19 protein-coding genes are annotated in these 21,239 nt (G+C 32.3%); 4 read left to right on the top strand and 15 right to left on the bottom strand.

What is annotated here, in order from left to right:
- Window positions 1-395: 395 nt before the first annotated feature.
- The 4 genes from DW114_RS02110 to DW114_RS02085 all read left to right on the top strand — a co-directional run bounded on the left by DW114_RS02110 (window position 396) and on the right by DW114_RS02085 (window position 4,807).
- Entirely contained in the window at window positions 396-845 is a 450-nt protein-coding gene (locus DW114_RS02110; RefSeq protein WP_077735089.1) for a hypothetical protein, read from the top strand.
- A gap of 319 nt (window positions 846-1,164) precedes the next feature.
- Entirely contained in the window at window positions 1,165-2,379 is a 1,215-nt protein-coding gene (locus tag DW114_RS02105; protein ID WP_077735090.1) for a replication initiation factor domain-containing protein, read from the top strand.
- Window positions 2,380-3,343: 964 nt separating this feature from the next.
- Window positions 3,344-3,544 carry an excisionase gene (locus DW114_RS02090; RefSeq protein WP_054344615.1) on the top strand — a complete coding sequence of 67 codons (201 nt, stop codon included), beginning with the start codon at window positions 3,344-3,346 and terminating at the stop codon, window positions 3,542-3,544.
- Between the two features lie 78 nt (window positions 3,545-3,622).
- Entirely contained in the window at window positions 3,623-4,807 is a 1,185-nt protein-coding gene (locus DW114_RS02085; RefSeq protein ID WP_054344614.1) for a site-specific integrase, read from the top strand.
- 167 nt (window positions 4,808-4,974) lie between these two features.
- Here DW114_RS02085 and DW114_RS02080 read toward each other — a convergent pair whose 3' ends face one another.
- The 15 genes from DW114_RS02080 to DW114_RS02010 form a co-directional block, all read right to left on the bottom strand.
- Window positions 4,975-6,333, bottom strand: a complete 1,359-nt coding sequence (locus DW114_RS02080) for an oligosaccharide flippase family protein (RefSeq protein WP_117451897.1) — start codon at window positions 6,331-6,333, stop codon at window positions 4,975-4,977.
- On the bottom strand, window positions 6,330-7,847 hold the full coding sequence (gene wzy / locus DW114_RS02075; protein WP_117451895.1) for an O-antigen polysaccharide polymerase Wzy: 1,518 nt from the start codon (window positions 7,845-7,847) through the stop codon (window positions 6,330-6,332). The genes DW114_RS02080 and wzy overlap by 4 nt, the downstream gene beginning before the upstream one ends.
- A 323-nt stretch (window positions 7,848-8,170) precedes the next feature.
- Window positions 8,171-9,313, bottom strand: coding sequence for a glycosyltransferase (locus tag DW114_RS02070; RefSeq protein ID WP_158552284.1), 1,143 nt, complete (start codon window positions 9,311-9,313; stop codon window positions 8,171-8,173).
- The gene (gene wecB / locus DW114_RS02065) at window positions 9,310-10,443 is read right to left on the bottom strand and encodes a non-hydrolyzing UDP-N-acetylglucosamine 2-epimerase (protein ID WP_117451891.1); all 1,134 of its coding nucleotides are present in this window, start codon (window positions 10,441-10,443) and stop codon (window positions 9,310-9,312) included. The genes DW114_RS02070 and wecB overlap by 4 nt, the downstream gene beginning before the upstream one ends.
- 66 nt (window positions 10,444-10,509) lie before the next feature.
- Window positions 10,510-11,370, bottom strand: coding sequence for a sugar nucleotide-binding protein (locus DW114_RS02060; RefSeq protein ID WP_117451889.1), 861 nt, complete (start codon window positions 11,368-11,370; stop codon window positions 10,510-10,512).
- The gene (locus DW114_RS02055) at window positions 11,370-12,425 is read right to left on the bottom strand and encodes a polysaccharide biosynthesis protein (RefSeq protein WP_117451887.1); all 1,056 of its coding nucleotides are present in this window, start codon (window positions 12,423-12,425) and stop codon (window positions 11,370-11,372) included. Before DW114_RS02055 ends, DW114_RS02060 begins: the two co-directional genes overlap by 1 nt.
- The gene (locus DW114_RS02050) at window positions 12,412-13,620 is read right to left on the bottom strand and encodes a glycosyltransferase family 4 protein (protein ID WP_117451885.1); all 1,209 of its coding nucleotides are present in this window, start codon (window positions 13,618-13,620) and stop codon (window positions 12,412-12,414) included. The genes DW114_RS02055 and DW114_RS02050 overlap by 14 nt, the downstream gene beginning before the upstream one ends.
- Window positions 13,617-14,237, bottom strand: coding sequence for a sugar transferase (locus DW114_RS02045; protein ID WP_117451883.1), 621 nt, complete (start codon window positions 14,235-14,237; stop codon window positions 13,617-13,619). Before DW114_RS02045 ends, DW114_RS02050 begins: the two co-directional genes overlap by 4 nt.
- A 13-nt stretch (window positions 14,238-14,250) precedes the next feature.
- Window positions 14,251-14,811, bottom strand: a complete 561-nt coding sequence (locus DW114_RS02040) for a sialic acid O-acetyltransferase (RefSeq protein ID WP_117452022.1) — start codon at window positions 14,809-14,811, stop codon at window positions 14,251-14,253.
- Window positions 14,812-14,816: 5 nt separating this feature from the next.
- Window positions 14,817-16,661, bottom strand: coding sequence for a polysaccharide biosynthesis protein (locus DW114_RS02035; protein WP_117451881.1), 1,845 nt, complete (start codon window positions 16,659-16,661; stop codon window positions 14,817-14,819).
- A gap of 119 nt (window positions 16,662-16,780) precedes the next feature.
- Window positions 16,781-17,317 carry a transcription termination/antitermination NusG family protein gene (locus DW114_RS02030; RefSeq protein ID WP_117451879.1) on the bottom strand — a complete coding sequence of 179 codons (537 nt, stop codon included), beginning with the start codon at window positions 17,315-17,317 and terminating at the stop codon, window positions 16,781-16,783.
- Complete coding sequence (locus DW114_RS02025) at window positions 17,304-18,035, bottom strand: CpsD/CapB family tyrosine-protein kinase (RefSeq protein WP_117451877.1); 732 nt, start codon at window positions 18,033-18,035, stop codon at window positions 17,304-17,306. The genes DW114_RS02030 and DW114_RS02025 overlap by 14 nt, the downstream gene beginning before the upstream one ends.
- 1 nt (window position 18,036) lies before the next feature.
- The gene (locus tag DW114_RS02020; protein WP_117451875.1) at window positions 18,037-18,822 is read right to left on the bottom strand and encodes a tyrosine-protein phosphatase; all 786 of its coding nucleotides are present in this window, start codon (window positions 18,820-18,822) and stop codon (window positions 18,037-18,039) included.
- 6 nt (window positions 18,823-18,828) lie between these two features.
- The gene (locus tag DW114_RS02015) at window positions 18,829-19,506 is read right to left on the bottom strand and encodes a YveK family protein (RefSeq protein ID WP_158552283.1); all 678 of its coding nucleotides are present in this window, start codon (window positions 19,504-19,506) and stop codon (window positions 18,829-18,831) included.
- 521 nt (window positions 19,507-20,027) lie between these two features.
- The gene (locus DW114_RS02010) at window positions 20,028-21,233 is read right to left on the bottom strand and encodes an AI-2E family transporter (protein ID WP_117451871.1); all 1,206 of its coding nucleotides are present in this window, start codon (window positions 21,231-21,233) and stop codon (window positions 20,028-20,030) included.
- Between the last annotated feature and the right edge of the window lie 6 nt (window positions 21,234-21,239).

Raw genomic sequence — 21,239 nt, 5'->3', positions numbered from 1 at the left:
TGATTGTTTATATTAGTTTCATTATTTGTTATAGCATTAAGTGCTTGTATTATCTATCCTATAAAATTTAGAAGATAAATAACATACAATTTTTCTCTTTTGGTAATGTGATATTATTAGTTGGGCAGGTGGAGTGATCCAGACGCGGTGGCGGTCGAAGACATAGAGCCACGCCAGCTTGCTGGCGAGTGTCTGGTTCACTTCGTCTGTGAGCGAGCTTGTGGCGAGCGAAGATTAAGCCCCCGTTATCTAACAAGGGGGGCAGAAAAAACAAAAGACAATGGACATTTATAAACGGAAAACGCTATATTTACAAGGTAAAACTGCATTTTATAAGGTGTGATATAAAAAGTATCTATTTCACATAAAATAATCTTATAGAGGAAAATATAAATATGAATATTTACAAAGTTATTTTTTACTATATTGGTATAATAATAGTTTGTATTGTGTTTATTAACATGTTATATAACTTAGTAACCAAAAAGTATAAAGAGAAATTATCTAAGGAACAGTTATCTAAAAATCCCAAAATACAATATTTCCAAACATGCTTTTATATTGCAGGAATTATTTTTTCGGGGATATGTGTTTGTACAATTGGAGTATCAGGGATAAGAGATTTACCATTTGTTTTAAAAAATCAATATCCACATGTAATAGGAAAAATAGTAGAAGTGGATAAAACATCTCATGGGGATTTTTCTGTTATTATTGAAAATGAAATAACAAAAGAAAAACTTGATATAGGATTTATTCACAAGAACTTGAAAGAAGGGGAAAAAGTAGAAGTGTATTATTTGCCTCATTTAAAAATTGGTAGCATATATAAAATACAACAATAGTGTGAACGGTCGATTTACTGATATATTAATATTTATATTTAGCAATGGGAATATTGAGAATTGTTTTGCGTTTTGGACGAACTATTATTGCATTGAAAATTTGAAAAAATTGATTTTCCGATTATGTATTTAATGGTAGGTAAAAAAAGAGTTTTAGATATTGAAAATTACAGACAAGAAGTGATAAAGAAAATATAAGCACTTCATTACAATCAGAGCAGTTGGTCTTAGGATTGACTGCTTTTTTTATACAGGTTTTTTATTAACAGGCAATTATCAAGATACGGTAGTTGCCTTTTTTGATTGGAGGAATTTTAAAATGAATGATAAAAACTTTATTGAAGAATTAAGGCAAAAACGTGAAGAATACGGAGTAACACAAACAAGGCTTGCGGTTGCCTGTGGTATCAGCCGTGAGTATTATAACCGCATTGAAAAAGGCAAACTTCCATTGACACAAGAACTGAAAGAAACATTAGAAAAACGGATTGAGCGTTTCAATCCACGAGAGCCATTATTCCTACTGATTGATTACTTTCGTGTCCGCTTTCCTACTACGGACGCATTAAAAATTATCCGTGATGTACTGCAACTGAAAGCCGATTATATGCTGTATGAAGATTATGGAAAATACGGGTATGAAAGCAAATATGTGCTTGGCGACATCAATGTCATGTGTTCCATGCAGGAGCATTTAGGAATTCTATTAGAACTGAAAGGGAAAGGCTGTCGGCAACTGGAAAGTTATCTGCTGGCACAGGAACGCTCATGGTATGATTTTATGCTTGATTGCATGACGGCTGGCGGTGTGATGAAACGGCTTGATTTAGCTATCAATGACCGAGCAGGAATATTAGATATTCCAAAACTAAAGGAAAAATATATGGCTGGGGAATGTGTTTCCTATTTCCGTAAACAGAAAAATTATGGCAGTACAGAAAAATGTGGTGATGATATGCCAAAGAATACAGGCGAAACCTTATATCTTGGCTCAACAAGTAGCGAACTATATATGTGTGCTTATCAAAAAAACTATGAACAGTATGTCAAGAATGGTACAGAAATTGAAGATACCGAGATTAAGAACCGTTTTGAAATACGCATGAAGAATGAGAGAGCCTATTATGCGGTTGTAGACTTACTGACTTATCGGGACGCTGAACGTACTGCTTTTTCTATCATCAATCATTATGTCCGCTTTGTAGATAGAGAGGACGATAAACCGAAAAGTCAATGGAAAATGAATGAGGATTGGGCGTGGTTTGTAGGGGATAACAGAGAACCGATACGCTTAACTACAAAACCAGAGCCTTACACCTTGCAAAAGGCATTGCATTGGCTACAAAGACAGGTTGCACCGACCATAAAAATGGTGCAGGCATTAGACAGAGAAAATCATACAACGATACTGAAAGATATGATTGAGCAGGCAGAACTCAAAGACAAGCATAAACACTTATTACAATTAGAAAAATCAACCATAGAAGAACGTATAGATACCGCTGTTCCACAAGAGAATGACGGTATTTTTTAATTTCTTCAAAAAATCTGCAACAAAACAGCTACTTGCGTACAGATATGGTGCGAGAAAAGGAAATCTAACTTTTTTTCAAAATTACTCATTAAATCGAGGTTTCCATTCCCTATATGGAGTGAAAGAAGATTTTAGAAATCTGCAACAAAACAAGGTGTTTATTCCCTATATGAAGTGGAAGTTGAGAAAATCTAAACTTTTTTGAGAAATATGACGGAAATTCATGATTAGTGGACAGTGTTCTATGAAAAGAGGAAAAACTATTTTCAATTTGTATTCAAACAGGTAGTAACGCTTGAGTGTTGGTATGAAAAGAAGAAAATCTTTTCATTTTCAACTTAACATTTGGCAGTTGCCGTTCCCTATATGGTGCAAAGAAAATCTTTCATTCCATTGTTGGCAGTAACGGTGGTGCATGGGTAGTTAAGGTGTGAAAAGAAAAACCGATTTTTTTCATCATCAACTTAGCAAACCGATATTTGTTTACCCTATATGGTGCAGGAAAAGAGATTTCAACTATTTTTATTTCAACTTAGCAACTGGACGTTTGCTGTACAAATATGTAGTGAAAAGAGAAAAAGTTTTGAATATTGGTTACGCTTCTGCTCTTTTCCAACGCGGTATATAGGAAAGACGATTTTCTTTTTTTGACCGTTCTTTGACAAGTAAATAAAGCAGTCTGATACGTTAGGCAGACAGCGAGCCGTTGGAGCTGATACGCCATGACCTTTTCCCTGTGAAGCGAGCGGAAACTGTCAGCGTCCATGTAAAAGATTTATCCCCTTTTATTGCCATGACCTGTCCTGTCTGATAATGATACTCCCGTACAGCCACAGCTTGAACGTTCAGAGCGTCGCACGCAATGGGTACGGCTACATAAGGACTATGCAGAGGTGGAACTCCTGTGGGCGATGATAAAGCCGTCAGACTGCTTAAAAATCAAAAAGAAAGGAGGTGCAGTCTTATGTATGATTTCAGTATGCCATTATGGGAACGCTACCTAATGACGATTGAGGAAGCGTCCAGCTATTTCCGTATCGGCGAAAACAAGCTCCGCCGTATTGCAAATGAATACAAAGAAGAATGTGTTGTGATGAACGGAAACCGTATGCTGATTAAGAAAAAGAAACTGGAACATCTGATTGATAAATTGGAAGAAATCTAATGCAAAAGAGCTTTGTGCGTGATATGATAAGCATATGTCGTAACAAGGCTCTTTCAGCTTTGAAAGGAGTTTTGAAAGATGTCAGAAAAAAGACGGGATAACAAAGGTCGCATTTTAAGGACTGGAGAGAGCCAGAGAACAGACGGCAGATATATGTATAAATATGTTAATCGTGCAGGCGAAACAAAGGTTGTGTATTCATGGAAACTTGTGCCTACGGACAGAGTTCCAAAAGGAAAGCGTGATGCTATATCCCTTAGGGAAAAAGAACGGGAGATACAGCGTGATTTAGAGGACGGAATAGATACCAAAGGCAAGAAAATGACCTTATGCGAGCTGTATGCCAAAAAGACAGCACAAAGAAGCAATGTCAAGAAAAACACACAGACAGGGCGAAAGTACCTCATGGACGCATTGGAACAGGACAGGCTGGGTTCTCGAAGCATAGACAGCATTAAACCGTCTGACGCTAAAGAGTGGGCAGTCCGAATGAAAGAAAAAGGGTACAGCTTTAAAACAATCAGTAACTATAAGCGTTCCTTAAAGGCTTCTTTCTACATGGCAATCGAGGACGATTATGTTAGGAAGAACCCTTTTGATTTTCAGTTAAGCGAAGTGATTGAGGACGACAGCGAAAGTAGACAGGCATTAAGCGAAGAACAGGAAGAACATTTACTGACCTTTCTTCAACAGGATACGGTCTATCAGAAGTATTATGATGATATATTGATACTACTGAAAACAGGTTTGCGAATATCGGAATTATGCGGACTGACAGCAAGGGATTTAGACTTTGAAAACCATACAATCAATATCGACCACCAGCTCTTACGCAATCAAGAGGGATATTACATAGAAACGCCGAAAACAAAGTGCGGAATAAGGAAAGTTCCTATGAGTGAAGAAGCTGGAAAAGCGTTGCAAAGAGTGTTGAAAAGAAAAACTGGAAAAAGCATTCAGATTGACGGTTACCGCAATTTCCTGTTTCTCAATCAGAAAGGTATGCCTATGGTGGCTTGCAATTATACTTCTGCATTGAAGAATATCGTAAGGAAATACAACAAGTACCATGAAGAACCTTTGCCAAAGATAACACCGCATATATTAAGACATACGTTTTGTACACGATTAGCACAGAAGAACATGAACCCAAAGAACCTGCAATATATTATGGGGCATTCCAGCATAATGATAACGCTGAACCTGTACGCCCATGCTTCACAGACAGGGGCAAACATGGAAATGCGAAGCCTGATAGCGTAGTGATTTACAACGAAATTTACTACGATAAAAGGACAAAAGGTGCGGAGTTGTGAGGGGTTATAAGAAGTATCTGCCAAAAGGAAAACACCGACAAAGCCAGTAAAACAGGGATATATCGGTGTTGTAAGAACTTATGAAAAGATAATCAGAAATTTAGTTTATGTTTTTTATAAAAAAATACTATTTAGACAATATTGTAATGTATCTCTCATAAAAATAATCACTATAATCAAAAAACTTAATAAATATAACAATAAACCCATTATAGCATTCGTAATATTTCCAGCCACAAAATATGAGATAAATAAAAGTATAATAGAAACATATTCATTATTATTAAATCTAAGTTTAGAATTTTCAATTTCACAATAAATTTGCCAAACGATCGCAGTTATTAAAGTAGCATAAGCAAAAGATTCGACTTGTTTTGAAAAAAAGTATAAAACGCAATTTAAAATAACGGCTACAATCATCATGAAAATCATTATTTTAAAATATTTTTTTTGTTTATGTTCTGCTTTATATAAATTGATATGTACTCCTTTTATTACCGCATAGAAAGCTTGTGCAGCAAATAATGGTAATATAATAGATATAGCATTAGAATATTGAGGTAAAAAATTTATGATTATAAATTTAACTGGAAAAGCTGCAGTAATAATAAGAAATCCCCAAAGTAATGTCATTTTTTTTATTTTTAAAATATGTTGGATAGAATAATTTTTGCAAAATGAATTATATAAAGAAATAGTTATAGGGGTAATAAAAACATCTACTATATTTTCTAAGCTTACTGCAAATGAATAATAAGCGAAAAATTTATTAGTCATCAAAGCCTTTATAAACCATCTATCTAAACTTGTAAAAATACTGCTTGAGAAATTACCTAACATCAATGTAAATCCCATTGATATATTTTTAACTATCTCTTTAAGTGATACTTTTCCGACGCCCAAAATATGAATATTTTTATTTAAAATAAGAGTTAAATATATCACCACTATTAAAGCTGATAAAACCTGAACTATTATATAGTTTTTAGGATTATCAGATTGAAAACAGAAGATTAAAATAAAACTCATAAAAAAAAGCAATATTGTTTGATAATTTAATGATTTTCCATATAATTTAAATTCTCCAACTGCTTGATATAAATTTTTATAGTATCCAATAATATTAATAAAAAAACCTCCAATTGAAAAGCAAATCAATACAAAATCATTTAACATCAATGCAATAATCAAACAAATAAAACACACAATTAGTTCAAAAAGCGTATAACTTTTATAATTAGTACTCAAATCAACTAAATCAAGTTCGTTAATATCTTTCCCACCATATTTTAAATACATCCCATCTGCATATCCCAATGAAAGAAATCCAGCATAGCCAACATATAAGGTATATGTTTTTATTATTGCATATGTATCCACACTTAAAAACTTTGGCAATAAAAAACTATTAAATATATTAATTAAAAGATAAATTATATTAGCAGCAAAAATATGCAATAAACTTTTTTTCATTTCATGCTCCTTTCGTTATATTTATATTTGAAAAAATATGCCACAAAAATAATTGGTAGACAAAACCATATATAATTTCTTAAAAATGTTCTTGTATCACTTCTAACATAAAATGCAATTGTAACAAAAATATATGTATATTTAAAGATGCTTTCATAATTTTTACTTGAAATTGCATAATCAAGTTCATTACTCACTTTTGCTAATATAATTCCAAAAATAAGCATCAAGAATAAAGCACTTTGTCCAAAATTCCAATAGGCTTCACCTATAAAAGAAGATCCTATTCCACTACCGTATTGATTTAGATATCCTTTAAAAACTTCATCAGTGGATCTAATTCTAGCATAAAAATTTCCTGTCATACCATTAGGTAGAATATACGCAATTCCACTAATATAGGAAAGTCCATAATTAAACGGTTCATTTGAAGGGCAATTTTCAAAAACAGTAGCCGTAGCACAAAACGTATATCCTGCTTCTGATAACGCAGAAACAATAATACTGTTTTCTATTGTATCATTAAAACTTTCCTTTATAACTTCCTTTGGATTCAAGTTACTACCTATACTACTTCTAGCTGAAGAAACAACGCTAAACAACAAAAAAACCATTATTAGTATGGATAAATACTTTAACGTTTTTTTTATATTTAATTTAGAAAACATATTAGTTTGCAAGTATAAAATGCCTATTAATAGAATCATAGTATTTATTCTACTTCCAGAAGCTGTATATAAAATCATATAAACTATAATAATAATTATCGGTATCTTATTTTCTTTTTTTCTTGTAATAAAAAGAAGCAATAAAGTAGGAATCATAAAACTAGCTAAAATACCAGTAATATTCTGAACTCCACTACTCCTATAAACCTCATTCAACATTCTTTCACCATACCCAACTGTAAATGTCAAATAAATATTTTTACTTAAAATTATTAATGTTGGTACTATTGATATACAGAAAAATATGACTCCAGTTTTAAACATTATTTTTCTATTTATTTCTTTATTTGAGATTTGTAAATTATTTCTCTTAATATTTATTTTTTTACACTTAATTAAATACCCTATATTCAATATCACTACACATTTTAGTACAAAAAAACTCATTTTGTAAATTGTCACTTTACTCAACGCTCCAGAAATAATAGTCAAATTCTTAGGATATGTACCAATTAAAAACAAAAAATGTTGACCAAACATAAATATAAAAATCAATATGATCAAAATACCAAAACAATCTATTTTTTTCTTAACATAATAAATACTTAATTCAGATATAATTAAAATAAAAATTGCTAAAATAGCTATGTATCGCATTTGAATTTCTTTTTCGAAATTTGAGAATGCAAATTGTAAATAATATAAGATAAACAATAAAATAAATTGTACAATTATACTTTTAAGTTGATGTATTGAGATTTTCATAAATTCTACAATGAGGCACAATATTGTAACTATAATTGTATTAGAAATTTTTAAATTGTATTGTTTAATTATTAAATTCATTTTTAATCTAGCTCAGGTGAAGATATACTTCTATTCATTAAATATTTTGAATAAGATTAAAATGTTTTTTTTAATAATTATAATAACAAACTTTTTTAAATATTTAAACTACACAATTCTTATGCGTACCTAAATTGCTCTCCTCCTCTCATTACACTATCTGTATTAAAACAATTCACTTCCTTTTGCAAAAAAATTATTTTAATAAAAAACAATATTAAAAAAAACATTCCATATAAAAATTTAATAATAGTCTTTTTAAAATTATATACAAACATTATCATCACCATCCTTATCAATTTACTGTAAGAGAAATAGTTTAATTAACTTTCTTCTTCTATTAATTTGCGATATCCTGATTTTAAAACACTTTCTTTATATTTTTTTTCCGCATATAACATTGCTTTTTTTTGATAATAAGTAATTTCTTGTGATGACATATCTATATATCTTTGTAGAATTGAAACAAACATACTTTTATTTTTTAAAGGAATAATGTTTCCACAATGATTATCATCTAAATCATTCCATGGGGTCCTATCGCTAATTATTGGTATACAGCCAGCAACAAGTGCTTCATATATAACATGTCCAAAATTTTCACCTAATGTCGGTAAGCAAAAAATATCATAATGAACTAAAACATTTAAAACATCCTTTGACTCAACTGTGCCTTTATATTTCCATACAATATTATTAGGCAATTTATTTAACATTTTTTCACATTTATTCCAATATTTTTTATCCTCTATTGTCCCATATATATCAAAAATAATATTTCCTTTTACTTTTGAAACTTCTGTAATCAATTGTAATAAATTCTTCATTTCACATATTCTTGATAAAAAGACAATTTTTATATATCCCTTCTTTTTTTCAGTATTTTTTATTTCTGATAAATCTAAAAACTTTCTAGGTAAATCCTCCGCAATTAAATACTCTTGAATATATTTTTTACCAATCACTCTTATAGCATCTTTTTTTTCAAATTCAGATGAAAAAGACCATTTAATATTTTTATATAAGCCTAATGTTTTAAATGTTATCCAAAATATTTTTTTCTTAAATTTTTTTTTCGATATAGCTCCTTTACTAAAACAACCCATTGTGGCTAAATATATTTGACTTTCTATTTTATTTATTCTATTCAAAAGTAATATTTTATATGAATGCATTTGATAAGGCTCACATAAATATATTTTATCAAAGCCATCAAAACTCTTTAAAAATTTAAATGAGTATATATTATTGGAACAATAATATACTTTTGCTTTACCTACTTCAAGCCAAGTATCTGATTGTATATTCCTATATGGTTTTTCAATTCCTAAATCATGATTATGTGTTAAAATATAAAAATCACATTTGTTTCCAAATATTTCAACCATATTCATTATTGATTGCTGAGGACCTCCAGAACGAAATCCTGGATAATAATAAGCAGTTAATATTAAAATCTTTTTCATTTTTTCCATACCATTTTATTAATGATCCCAGTATAACTTTGAATAATTTTCACTACTTTTATAGAATTGTTTTTATCTGAATAATGTTTAAAATCAGTGGATAAATCACCATTTATATTCATAGAAGTAGCTAAATCAACTGATTGCAATACTTGCTCAGTAGATATTGAACCTATAATAAATACTCCGTTATCCATAGCTTCTGGTCTCTCTGTAGAAGTTCTTATTGAAACAGAAGGAAATTTAAAAAAAGAGCTTTCTTCCGGAACAGTTCCACTATCTGAAACTACACAAAACGCGTTCATTTGCAATTTATTATAATCAAAAAAGCCCAATGGTTGATGTTGTATTACTCTGTCATCAAACTTAAAATTTCTTTGTTCAATAATTTTTTTTGAGCGTGGATGACATGAATATAAGATTGGCATATCATATTTTTTAGCCATTGCATTTACTGCATTCATTAGTGAAAAAAAATTGGTTTCAATATCAATATTTTCTTCTCTATGAGCAGATAATAATATATATTCATTTTTTCTTAGATTTAATTTTTTTAATATATCACTTTCTTCAATTTTGCTCATATAATTTGATAAGACTTCAGCCATTGGTGAACCAACTACAAATGTATATTCTGGTTTTACACCTGATTCTAGGATATACCTTCTAGCATGTTCTGAATAGCAAAGATTAACATCACTTGTAATATCTACAATTCTTCTAATAACTTCTTCTGGAAGATTTTCATCTTTACAACGATTTCCAGCTTCCAAATGAAATACAGGAATTTTTAGCCTTTTTGCTGAAATTACACATAAACATGAATTAGTATCCCCTAAAACAATAACAGCATCTGGTTTAACTTCTTTCATTAGTTCATATGATTTAGAAATAACATTCCCCATAGTCTGTCCTACATTGTCGCCAACAACTCCTAAATAATAATCTGGTTCTCGGATTTCTAAATCATCAAAAAATATTTTATTTAATTCATAGTCATAATTTTGTCCAGTATGTACTAAAATATTTTCAAAATATATTTCACATTTTTTTATTATTGCAGACATTTTAATTATTTCTGGTCTTGTCCCAACAATTGTCATTAATCTTAATTTATCTTTATATTTCATAAGCTTTTCCTTTCTATTAAATTTAATAAAAGTTTATCGATATCCCTCTTATTATAATTTTTAATTTTACTCATTAAAATCATAATGCGGATATAATATTTTATGCTTTTTGATCCATTCCGACATTTCAAAAATCATTTCTTCATAGGTTGGAACTTCATCTTTAAATTCATAATTAGTCCTAATTAAGGTTTTATCAATCGAAATTTTATCAAAAGGAACGATTTCTAATAAATCCTCTTTCATATAATAATTAAATAGTTTTAAAAGATCATATTTACTAATATTATAACTTGGTACCATATTATACAATCCACTTATATTTTTCATAGTCATTCTTTCTATGATTTTCGCGAGTTGTAATGTTGTTAAACCAGTCCACATTACTTTTGTATATCCTTTAACCACTTTTTTTTGGCTCATAAACCAATTAAATAAACCAATGCCATTCGGATTTATATCTGGACCAATAATTGAATTTCTTAAAGTGATATTTTTTTTATCTATTATTTCACCAATTGCCTTCGTTCTATCATAAAATGTATCTCCATCTTTAATTGAATTTTCAGTATAATTTCCATTTTTACCAGAAAAAACACAATCTGTGCTCATTTGAATTATTTTTGTCTCTAATGCTTCTGTAATAGATACAAGATAATGTGGTAAATATCCATTCAAAAAAATAGCATCAGTTTTATTTTTTTCAGCATTCTGATTTAATATTCCAATACAATTTATTATAGCATCATATTTGCCAGCTAAAATAATTCCTCTAAGCAATTCTAAATCCTTTGCGTCACCAATAATCGTATCTATAAAATCTATTTTTTTTCTAGAAAATCCTGTTACCTTATGACCCTTTTCTTGGAGATATAAAGCAATGGTATGTCCTGCCATTCCACTAGAGCCTAACACTAAAAAATTCATTAAACAGCCCTCTCTTTATTTAATTTTTCCAATTCTTCTTTTATAAATGGTAAATTAAGTAATTTTTCTTTTACTTGCTCAACATTTAATAACTCTGTATTGCTTGAATTGAATTCTTTTAAGTGATTTCTTTTTATATCCCCATGTATAAAATATTTATCATAATTTAAATCTCTCTTATCACACGGCACCCTATAAAAATCTCCCAAATCAATTGCATTTGCGCATTCTTCATTAGTTAATAATGTTTCATACATTTTTTCCCCATGTCGTATACCAATAACTTTTATCTCATTGTCTGCACGGAACAAATCTTTAACTGCATGTGCTAACACTTCAATCGTACATGCAGGTGCTTTTTGTACAAAGATATCTCCACTAGTACCATGCTCAAATGCAAATAGTACTAAATCTACGGCCTCTTCTAATGTCATTACAAACCTAGTCATGCTAGGTTCAGTAACAGTTAATGGTTTTCCATCATTAATTTGTGAAATAAAAAGAGGTATAACAGAACCTCTTGATGCTAATACATTTCCATATCTTGTACACATAATACTTGTTTTTTCTGGGTCTACTGTTCTTGATTTTGCAATAATAACTTTTTCCATCATTGCTTTACTCGTTCCCATTGCATTCACTGGATATGCTGCTTTATCAGTTGATAAGCATACAACCTTTTTTACTCCGCATTCTATTGCGGCAGTTAATACATTTTCAGTACCTAATACATTAGTTTTTACTGCTTCAATAGGGAAAAATTCACAAGATGGTACTTGTTTTAATGCAGCTGCGTGAAATACGTAATCTACTCCATGCATTGCATTTTTTATACTATTAACATCTCTCACATTTCCAATATAAAATTTCAATTTATCTGAAACTTCTGGAAATTTAGCTTGATAATAATGTCGCATATCATCTTGTTTCAATTCATCTCTTGAAAAAATACGTATCTCTCCTATATCTGTTTTTAGAAACCTGTTTAAAACAGCATTGCCAAAAGATCCTGTTCCTCCTGTAATTAATAATATTTTATCTTTAAATATTGTCATTGTAATTCCTCCTTAATTTATTGAATTCTTTCTCTAAACAATCTATAAACATTTTCTTTCTATATTTTTTTTTGAAATAGTCTCTTGCATTTGTACCAAGTTCTTTTAATATATTTTTGTTGTCTATTAAATAAACCATCGCTCTCGAAAACCCATCTATGTCACCTGCTGGAACACAGATTCCACATTTTGAATCCTTTATAACTTTTTTTGTATCCCCATCAATCATGCCAATAATAGGTTTACCCGCCGCCATATAGCCTTGTACTTTTGATGGTAATGTTAGCCCTGTTTTATTATCAGATTTCAAAGAAACAATACATACATCAGCTAATGTATAGAATTTGACCATTTCTTCTACTGGTCTTCTACCATAGAATTCAACGATATCCTCTAAGTTATTTTCTTTTACGTATGCCTTCATTTCTTTCAAGCATGTACCATCACCTACAAAATGAACTTTAAACCCTTTTTTTTCACGTATCAATTTAATTGATTCTAAAACAGCGATTAAATTTTGCGCAATGCCAAGATTTCCTAGAAATACAAAATCCACAATATCATTCTTAGATTCAAAATTCATTTGTAAATAACTTTCATCTGCAAATGCCGGTAAGTATATAATATTTTTTTCGTTAATTTGATGAATTGTACTTAAATAAGAAATAAAACTATATGACTGAACCGCAATTTCATCACAAGATGAATATACTTTTTTACTAATATGTTTAAAAATTCTAAATATAAGATTATTTTCATTTCTTATATACATTTTTATAGATTCAGGCCACAAATCACAACAATACAAAAATAATGGTAATTTATACTTCTTAGCATATTTGCAGGCTGGTACTCCCATTAAAATTGGAGATAATTGGTATATAAAAACTAAATCAAATTTTTCGTTTTGTTTTAATATATGATGTGAAGCTGATATATAAAAACTCAAGTAATTTAAAGCCAAATAAAATATACCACTTTTTCTTCCAACCTCATAGCATCTGATAACATGTACATTGTTTATATATTCATCTCTTTTTCCTTTTTTATATTCATTTGGTACAATCCCTATTGGATAATTAGGGAGACCAGTTAAAACAGTTACTTCATTCCCTTTAGAAGCCAATTCTTCACAAATTGGAGTAATCTGAAAATTTTCTGGATAATAATATTGACAAACAACTAGGATTTTCATGTATCATTTCCCTTCACTTTCTTCACTTTGCCAGTTCCACCTTCGACTACTCCATCATGCTTCAATACAGATGTGATCGTTCCAAAGAAACATTTCATATCAAATAAGAAGGATAATCGCTCTACATATTCACCATCTAATCTAGCTTTCACATCAATTTCCAGTTCATCTCTTCCATTGATCTGTGCCCAGCCTGTTAATCCAGGGCGGATATCATTCGCATGATATTTATCTCTTTCTTCAATCAGATCATATTGATTCCATAAAGCTGGTCTTGGTCCGATCACTGCCATCTGTCCAACTAAGATGTTTAAAATTTGAGGCAGTTCATCCAAGGAAGTCTTTCTTAAAAACTTTCCTGCTTTTGTAATGTATTGATCTGGATTTTCTAGTAAATGTGTTGGTGTATCTTTTGGTGTATCAATTGACATTGTCCTAAATTTCAAAATATTGAAATGTGTCTTATTTTTCCCAACACGTTTCTGTTTGAATAAGATCGGTCCTCTACTGTCGCATTTGATCCAAATACATAGAATTAAAAAAATGGGACTTAATATGATCAGTCCAATCAATGCTAATAAAAAATCTATGACCCTTTTTATACAGTTCTTATACATAATCCACCTCCTTTCATACTACTTCTCCATCTTTGATATCACTTTGTTTTAAGACGTGACCTCGAAAGCTGATACAGCAGTTACTTCCAATTCTTGTTTCTTCTTCAATAACTGCCTCCGCTCTTATCGTTGAATTAGAATAGATCAAACAATCATCTTGAACGGTCGCATCATGATTTATGACAGTATTGCTGCAAATGATACATCCTTTTCCTATCCTCGCATTGCTTTCAATACAGGCATATGGAAAAATAACCGTTCCTTTATCAATATAAGAATGTTTAGATGTTCTGGAATCAGGATGTATCAAAGTGGCTAATTTATAGTTTTGACTTTCTACTTTTTTGATCAATTCTTTACGGAAATGATTATTTCCAATAGCTATAAATACCTCATCAAAATCTTGCATATACTTATCGATATCATTGATTTTTCCAATCACTTTTCTTCCTTGGATCATCTCATTGATGTGTCCATCATCTAAAAAAGCTATCTCATCATATTGATTCATAGCCTCTGCAATTTCAAGACAACATCTTCCATGACCTCCACACCCTATGATCAATAATTTCATAAGGATCATCCTTCCACTGGTTCAGGATGATAGGTTGGTACCACCTGTTTTACCAGTTCTCTCATCTGATCTGTTTCTGCATACGCTGCCTCATATAATTTCTCTAACTGTAAGAAGAAGTGCTCTTCATCCAATTCAATTGGTTTTCCAATATGAATCAGTTTGTTAGGTGTTGTCTGCATACCTTCTTCTTTCATCAGCATCTCTTCATATAATTTCTCACCTGGGCGAAGTCCTGTATATTCAATCTTGATATCGACATCTGGTTCATATCCTGATAAACGGATCAAATTTCTTGCCATGTCTGCTATCTTTACTGGCTCTCCCATATCTAAGATAAAGATCTCTCCACCTTTGGCATATGCGCCTGCCTGCAATACTAAAGATACAGCTTCAGGTATCGTCATGAAGAATCGAATGATATCTGGATGTGTGACTGTCACAGGTCCGCCCTGTTCGATTTGTTTTTTAAACAATGGGATGACAGAACCATTAGAACCAAGTACATTTCCAAATCTTACCGCAACATAATCGGTCTTTGATTTCTTGTTGTAGGTCTGGATGATCATTTCACATAAACGTTTTGTTGCTCCCATGATATTCGTAGGATTAACTGCCTTATCTGTTGAGATAAGGATAAACTTTTGTGTCCCATACTTATCGCATGCTTTCACGACATTCAACGTTCCAAACACGTTGTTCTTGATGGCTTCATTTGGTGCATCTTCCATCAATGGCACATGCTTATGTGCTGCCGCATGATACACGATATCTGGATGATACTTTTTGAATAGATCATCGACTTTGCCTTTATCTCGTACTGATGCGATCAATGTTTCTAACTTCAGATTTGGATAATCGTGTTTTAATTCTAGTTGGATATCATAAGCATTGTTTTCATACACATCCACGATGATGATCTGTTTAGGATCTTTCGATGCGATCTGTCTACACAACTCACTTCCAATCGAACCTCCACCACCTGTGATCATGACGACTTTATCTTTTACATATCCCATGATGTCATCCATATTGACTTTGATTGGTTCTCTGCCAAGTAAATCTTGAATCTCTACATCTTTGAATTTTGAAATACTGATATCTCCATTCACGAATTGATACATGCCTGGAAGTTTCTTCAACTGACATTTTGTCTGTTTACAGATATTCAGGATATCTGCCATCTCTTTTCTTGATACCGATGGCATTGCAATGAAGATCTCCTGGATTTCATATTTCTTCACTGCTTCCAATATTGCATCTCTTCCACCAACGACAGGGATGTTATGGATACTGCGATTCCATTTCGTACTGTCATCATCGATGAAGCACTTCACTTCTTTATAGATACATGCAGAATGCATGATCTCTTTCGCAATCTTTTCTCCAGCTTCACCTGCGCCAATGATCATCACATGGCTAGCTTCTTTATTTTTCGTTGCTGTCTTGCTCTTATAACTTCTCAAGAATCGATATAAGAACCTTGATCCACCAGTCATTGCTGTAAGCATCAAAAAGAAAATGAAGTAGCTTGATTTTGGCATTGGGTTGTCTGTCATGACACAGACTGCGATGTTCAATAAACTTGCGACCAATGAACCTAATACGATATTTCTCATTTCTGTAAGTGAAGCAAATTCCCATAAGCTCTTATACAGATGAAACAGATAGAACACCAAGACTCCACAAACAACGACTGGCAACACCGTGTGTACCATATTGCTCGTATATTCTGTTGGGATGTTTCCATCAAATCTCAACAGCAATGAGATATAACTGACAAATGCAATAGAAAATACATCCCAGATGACGAACAAGATCATTCTTGGATGTATTACTTTTTTACTCATATTTATTCCCCTTTCTCTTTTTCTAAATTAAAAAATGGATATAGTTCCCCCTACCCCATGACATGGATGTGGCTGTTTCCCTATATCCTGATTCGTTCCTTAAAGCGCTCTAGCGTCTATTAATTCTTCTCATCATTCGTTTTCTCTTTTATAATCATTCCTGCGATCACTTCTTTGTCCAAGACTTTCACATACAGATAGGCGATACATTTATGTCTGTCTATCTTGCGTATGTTTGCTTCCTGACCAACAAGTGGTCCATTTTCTATCATTAGGACATCATTGACGATTCTTCCCCCTGACATCCTTAATACATATTCTTCATCTAATATCGCATCCAGAAATGTTACTTCTTCCTTCTGTAATGCACTTGTGCCTTCTTCATCATATTTCAACAGTTTCCGAAAGCCTCTCAGCTTTAAGCGATACTCTTGAAACAGTGTTTCGATATATGCCTGTTCTTGATCTGTCTTGATGAACAGATATCCGGGAAACATCGGTTTGATTGCTTCCTTATATTCGCCTCTGATCTTGTATAATCGTTCCATCATTGGCACGAAAGCCACCACATCTCCTCGTTTATTGATCATGTCACGCAGGAATGTTTCTTTGCCTCCCTGCACATATAATACATACCAGTTTCTATTTGCCTTCATTGGAATAATAGTAGTTATAATAATGTTTTGCAGTTGCTTCTGTCATCGTCATCACACTGCCAAGTACATTGACACCGTTTCTTTGAAGTTCTGTCAACGCTGTTTTTGCTTCATTCTTATCCGTATCTTTTGCGGAGATGACAAAGATCGTTCCATCACATACATGCGATACTGGTATCGCATCCGCTACGGCACTGATTGGTGGACAATCGATCACGATGAAATCAAATCGTGTTCTTAATTTTTCCATCAGCTTCTTGAATTTTTCACTGGACAATAGTTCTCCAGGATTTGGTACCCTTGTACCACTTGTTAATAGAAACAATCTGCCTTCGCTGGTGTTATCCTTGAACTTCTGAAAATATGTATCATCATTCACATCGAAGCTGTCAAAGTTTCTCATCAGATTACTTAAACCTGCTTTATTGGACACTTTGAATATCTTGTGCTGTACAGGTTTTCTCAAGTCACAATCGATCAAAAGGACATTGTTGTATTTCGCTACACTGACCGTTGCTAGATTACTTGCCACTGAGCTTTTTCCTTCTGCTGGATTGGTACTTACAGCGTTGACCACCTGAATGTTCTTCTCAAAGCTTGAATATTCTATATTCGTTCTAAGCTGACGATAGATCTCTGTATACGCAAACTGATTCGTCTTGACATTTCGATGACCTTTATCGCTTTTCGCTCTTTTCGGTGCTATCTTTATATCCATGCTATTTCCTCCATAATTTTCTGAATATTGATTTCTTCTGCTCTATCTGGATATCTTCCAGTTCTTCATCATCGATGATATGTTTTGGATTTCGTTTCATTAAGATATCAGCGTTTTCTTCTCCATAAGTATCTTTCACATATTGATAAACATCCGATAATAGACAAATTCTGTTTCCACTAGGTCGGTGTGCATCACTTGCGATGATATGTGCCAGATTGGATCTAATCAGTTTATGTGCATTCTTCTGTATCGTAGAACCATGCATGCCTAAGATACTGGTACGATTGATCTGCACCTTACAGCCCATATCTACCCAGCTTTGTACACGCTCGATATCGATACCATCATGGAAATATCGTTCCACATGGGCAATCACAGGAATCAAACCTTTCACTGTGATCTCATACAGCATATCTTCTACTTCATCATTGTTTTTGATGTTCTTTCGTACATCGAACTCACATAACAGATACCTGCTTTTTGCCATAGTATGATATTGACCACTATCCAGTACATCTAAATATTCATGATTTAAGAACAGTTCACAACCTTCATATACCTTTACGTTATATGGTCTTGCGAGCATCCTTAGATCATTGATGCGCTCATCCATTACACGAATGACGTCATCATCTAACTGTCCTGGCACAAAGTGTGGTGTGGCGATCATTGCTGTGATACCATCTTTTTCCATTACTCTTAACGCTGACTCACTATCTTCCATTTCCTGAAATCCATCATCAATTCCCCATGCCAGATGGCAATGGGTATCTATGAAACTCATTTGGGATTACTCCTCGTAATATGGTATTTCCGCTAATACTGGAATACCCAGGAAATTTTCTGCTTCCTGTTTCGTTCTCAATCGTTTATCTAAGATAAATGTCAAGAACACATATCCACCAGAAGCTAATAATCCTAACAGAGCACCGATCAATGTATTCATTTTCTTACTTGGAGAAACAGGCACCTTATCTACTTCAGGATCGTTCATGACCATCATGTTCTCTACTTTTAGGTTTTCTTTTACTTCCTTAAAGAAGATAGAGGTCAGTGTCTTAACGATCTGTTGCGATTTCACTGGATCATCTGTGGTTGCTTTCACATCCATGATCTCTGTTTCATTCTTATTCGTCACACTGATCGCACCCTGGACTTCTTTTACATCGATATTCAGTTCTTTTGCGACCTTGTTTAGAATATTTTTCCCTTTGATCATTTCCATGTAGTTGTTGACCTGTTTTGAGTTAGCACTTAATGCAGCCGCATCCACTGTCCCTGTTTCCGCATTTACCTTTGAAACAAGATAGATCGACGACTCACTTGCATATTTCTTAGGTAGTAAGAATGCAGTGATACTGAATGCAGCGATCGCACAAACGACCATGGACAGGATGATCAGACGAAGATTCTTTTTCAACAGCTTGAACAGCTGGGAAAGATCAATCGTCAATACATCTTCATTCATATTTTCTTCCATAAAAAATTACTATTCCCTCCTTATTTGCTAGACTTTCTAAATACATGTATACAAATGTATGCATTACTAGATAGTCTATGAATAAGTAAAAAACATATAAAAAAAGCCTTTTTAAGAGAAAAAGGCATAAAAAAACAGCTGAAATCGATAAAAATCAGCTGTATCAAATATTATACTATTCTGTACAAATCTAGACAAAATAAAAGAATGTAAACATATAACAGTTATTATTTTAATGCCTACCAGTATTTTTTGCAAGACATAAATAGACTTTTTTAAAAGTGATAACATTCACATGTGATAATTTTCTTATTCTCCTGTTTTTGAAACGGTTACATTGATTTTTTTAGATAGAACTATAAATTCTTTATCCTCCTTCCTCATCTTATATGTGTTCTTTTATATTTCATTTTATAAATCATGAAATATACATTTATTTTACATCGTACATCAATGTACAGGTCAATTGAAAAATAGATAAAAGAAAAAGTTGAGAAATTCATCTCAACTTACTCTTCTTGTTGTGGTATTTGCTTTATTTCCTGATCTGTCACAATCAGGTTCTGTTTCTTTAAACGCTTGTTCACAAACTCCGCAAAGAATGTATATACACAGGCGGTCGCAGGCACTGCCATAACCATACCAAAGATGCCAAAGACATTGCCTAGTACAAAGATTGACAATAATACCCAAAGTCCAGGTAGTCCTACAGAGTTTCCTACAACTCTTGGATAAATGACATTGTCTTCAAATTGTGACATGATCTGATAGAAAATCATAAACCAGATACTCTTTAAAGGATCCACAGACAGCATCATGATCGCACCAACAACCATTGCCATCATTGGTCCAAATACCGGAATAAATGAGAATACTGCAATCAGGGTCGCAATCAATTCAGTATAAGGGAAGCCCAGCAGCTTCATGGATACATAATATAATACCCATAAAATACATGCTTCTACTAACTGTCCACTGATAAAGCTGTAAAAGATTTTATTAACACGGCTGGCATAATAGAATACACTGTTTGCTTTATTGTAACCAAGGCATGCCACCGTTACTTTACGCATCTGACGAATAAAAGATTCTTTGCCACTTAATAGATATAAGGAAAACATAAAGCCAGTAAAACCTACCGCAAAGCTAGACAGGAATGCCCCTGCATTAGATAAGATACTATTGGCTCCACTGGAAACGATATTTAACGCATTTTCTACAACCTTTTCCCATGGCATATTCACAAATTCTCTTACCTGTTCGATATTTTCAATACGATAATCAATATGGAAATATGCCAGAATCGCATCAATGTTTGCGACAATATTCATAAAGAACTTCGTTAAGTTATTGAATAAAGATACAAAACTGTCCACAATGCTTGGTAGTATGATACTACCTAATATGATAATCAAAATAATCGCCAATACGAAGGTTAGCGTCATGGAAATCGCACGTTTGCGTTTTCTTATAAACCCTTTTTCTTTTGTATGTCTGATTAATAACTGCTCAATCTGTTTCATTGGTATATTTAAGATATACGCAAAGATAATGCCGATGATCAATGATTGAAACAAGCCAATCAGATAACCAACAAAGCCACTGATCTTACTGAAATTCCATAAACAGAAAACAAGTAAAATCAAATAAGTGGATAAAAATATCCAAGGTTTCATGGTTTTCCATGAATGTTCATCTATAAATTTTGGTTTCATTTACAT

It is taken from the genome of Absiella sp. AM09-50 (assembly GCF_003433845.1).
Lineage (GTDB): Bacteria > Bacillota_I > Bacilli_A > Erysipelotrichales > Erysipelotrichaceae > Hoskinsella > Hoskinsella hominis.
Note: the sequence above shows the minus strand (reverse complement) of the source record. Positions and strands in the feature narration are given on the sequence as shown.

What these genes read in the sequence shown, in the direction of transcription:
- DW114_RS02010 (WP_117451871.1), bottom strand. Translation starts at nt 21,233, where the DNA reads ATGAAACCAAAATTTATAGATGAACATTCATGGAAAACCATGAAACCT.
- DW114_RS02030 (WP_117451879.1), bottom strand. Translation starts at nt 17,317, where the DNA reads ATGAAGGCAAATAGAAACTGGTATGTATTATATGTGCAGGGAGGCAAA.
- wzy (WP_117451895.1), bottom strand. Translation starts at nt 7,847, where the DNA reads ATGAATTTAATAATTAAACAATACAATTTAAAAATTTCTAATACAATT.
- DW114_RS02105 (WP_077735090.1), top strand. Translation starts at nt 1,165, where the DNA reads ATGAATGATAAAAACTTTATTGAAGAATTAAGGCAAAAACGTGAAGAA.
- DW114_RS02055 (WP_117451887.1), bottom strand. Translation starts at nt 12,425, where the DNA reads ATGACAATATTTAAAGATAAAATATTATTAATTACAGGAGGAACAGGA.
- DW114_RS02040 (WP_117452022.1), bottom strand. Translation starts at nt 14,811, where the DNA reads ATGAAATTATTGATCATAGGGTGTGGAGGTCATGGAAGATGTTGTCTT.
- DW114_RS02085 (WP_054344614.1), top strand. Translation starts at nt 3,623, where the DNA reads ATGTCAGAAAAAAGACGGGATAACAAAGGTCGCATTTTAAGGACTGGA.
- wecB (WP_117451891.1), bottom strand. Translation starts at nt 10,443, where the DNA reads ATGAAATATAAAGATAAATTAAGATTAATGACAATTGTTGGGACAAGA.
- DW114_RS02015 (WP_158552283.1), bottom strand. Translation starts at nt 19,506, where the DNA reads ATGAATGAAGATGTATTGACGATTGATCTTTCCCAGCTGTTCAAGCTG.
- DW114_RS02025 (WP_117451877.1), bottom strand. Translation starts at nt 18,035, where the DNA reads ATGGATATAAAGATAGCACCGAAAAGAGCGAAAAGCGATAAAGGTCAT.
- DW114_RS02035 (WP_117451881.1), bottom strand. Translation starts at nt 16,661, where the DNA reads ATGAGTAAAAAAGTAATACATCCAAGAATGATCTTGTTCGTCATCTGG.
- DW114_RS02090 (WP_054344615.1), top strand. Translation starts at nt 3,344, where the DNA reads ATGTATGATTTCAGTATGCCATTATGGGAACGCTACCTAATGACGATT.
- DW114_RS02070 (WP_158552284.1), bottom strand. Translation starts at nt 9,313, where the DNA reads ATGAAAAAGATTTTAATATTAACTGCTTATTATTATCCAGGATTTCGT.
- DW114_RS02110 (WP_077735089.1), top strand. Translation starts at nt 396, where the DNA reads ATGAATATTTACAAAGTTATTTTTTACTATATTGGTATAATAATAGTT.
- DW114_RS02020 (WP_117451875.1), bottom strand. Translation starts at nt 18,822, where the DNA reads ATGAGTTTCATAGATACCCATTGCCATCTGGCATGGGGAATTGATGAT.
- DW114_RS02080 (WP_117451897.1), bottom strand. Translation starts at nt 6,333, where the DNA reads ATGAAAAAAAGTTTATTGCATATTTTTGCTGCTAATATAATTTATCTT.
- DW114_RS02050 (WP_117451885.1), bottom strand. Translation starts at nt 13,620, where the DNA reads ATGAAAATCCTAGTTGTTTGTCAATATTATTATCCAGAAAATTTTCAG.
- DW114_RS02045 (WP_117451883.1), bottom strand. Translation starts at nt 14,237, where the DNA reads ATGTATAAGAACTGTATAAAAAGGGTCATAGATTTTTTATTAGCATTG.
- DW114_RS02060 (WP_117451889.1), bottom strand. Translation starts at nt 11,370, where the DNA reads ATGAATTTTTTAGTGTTAGGCTCTAGTGGAATGGCAGGACATACCATT.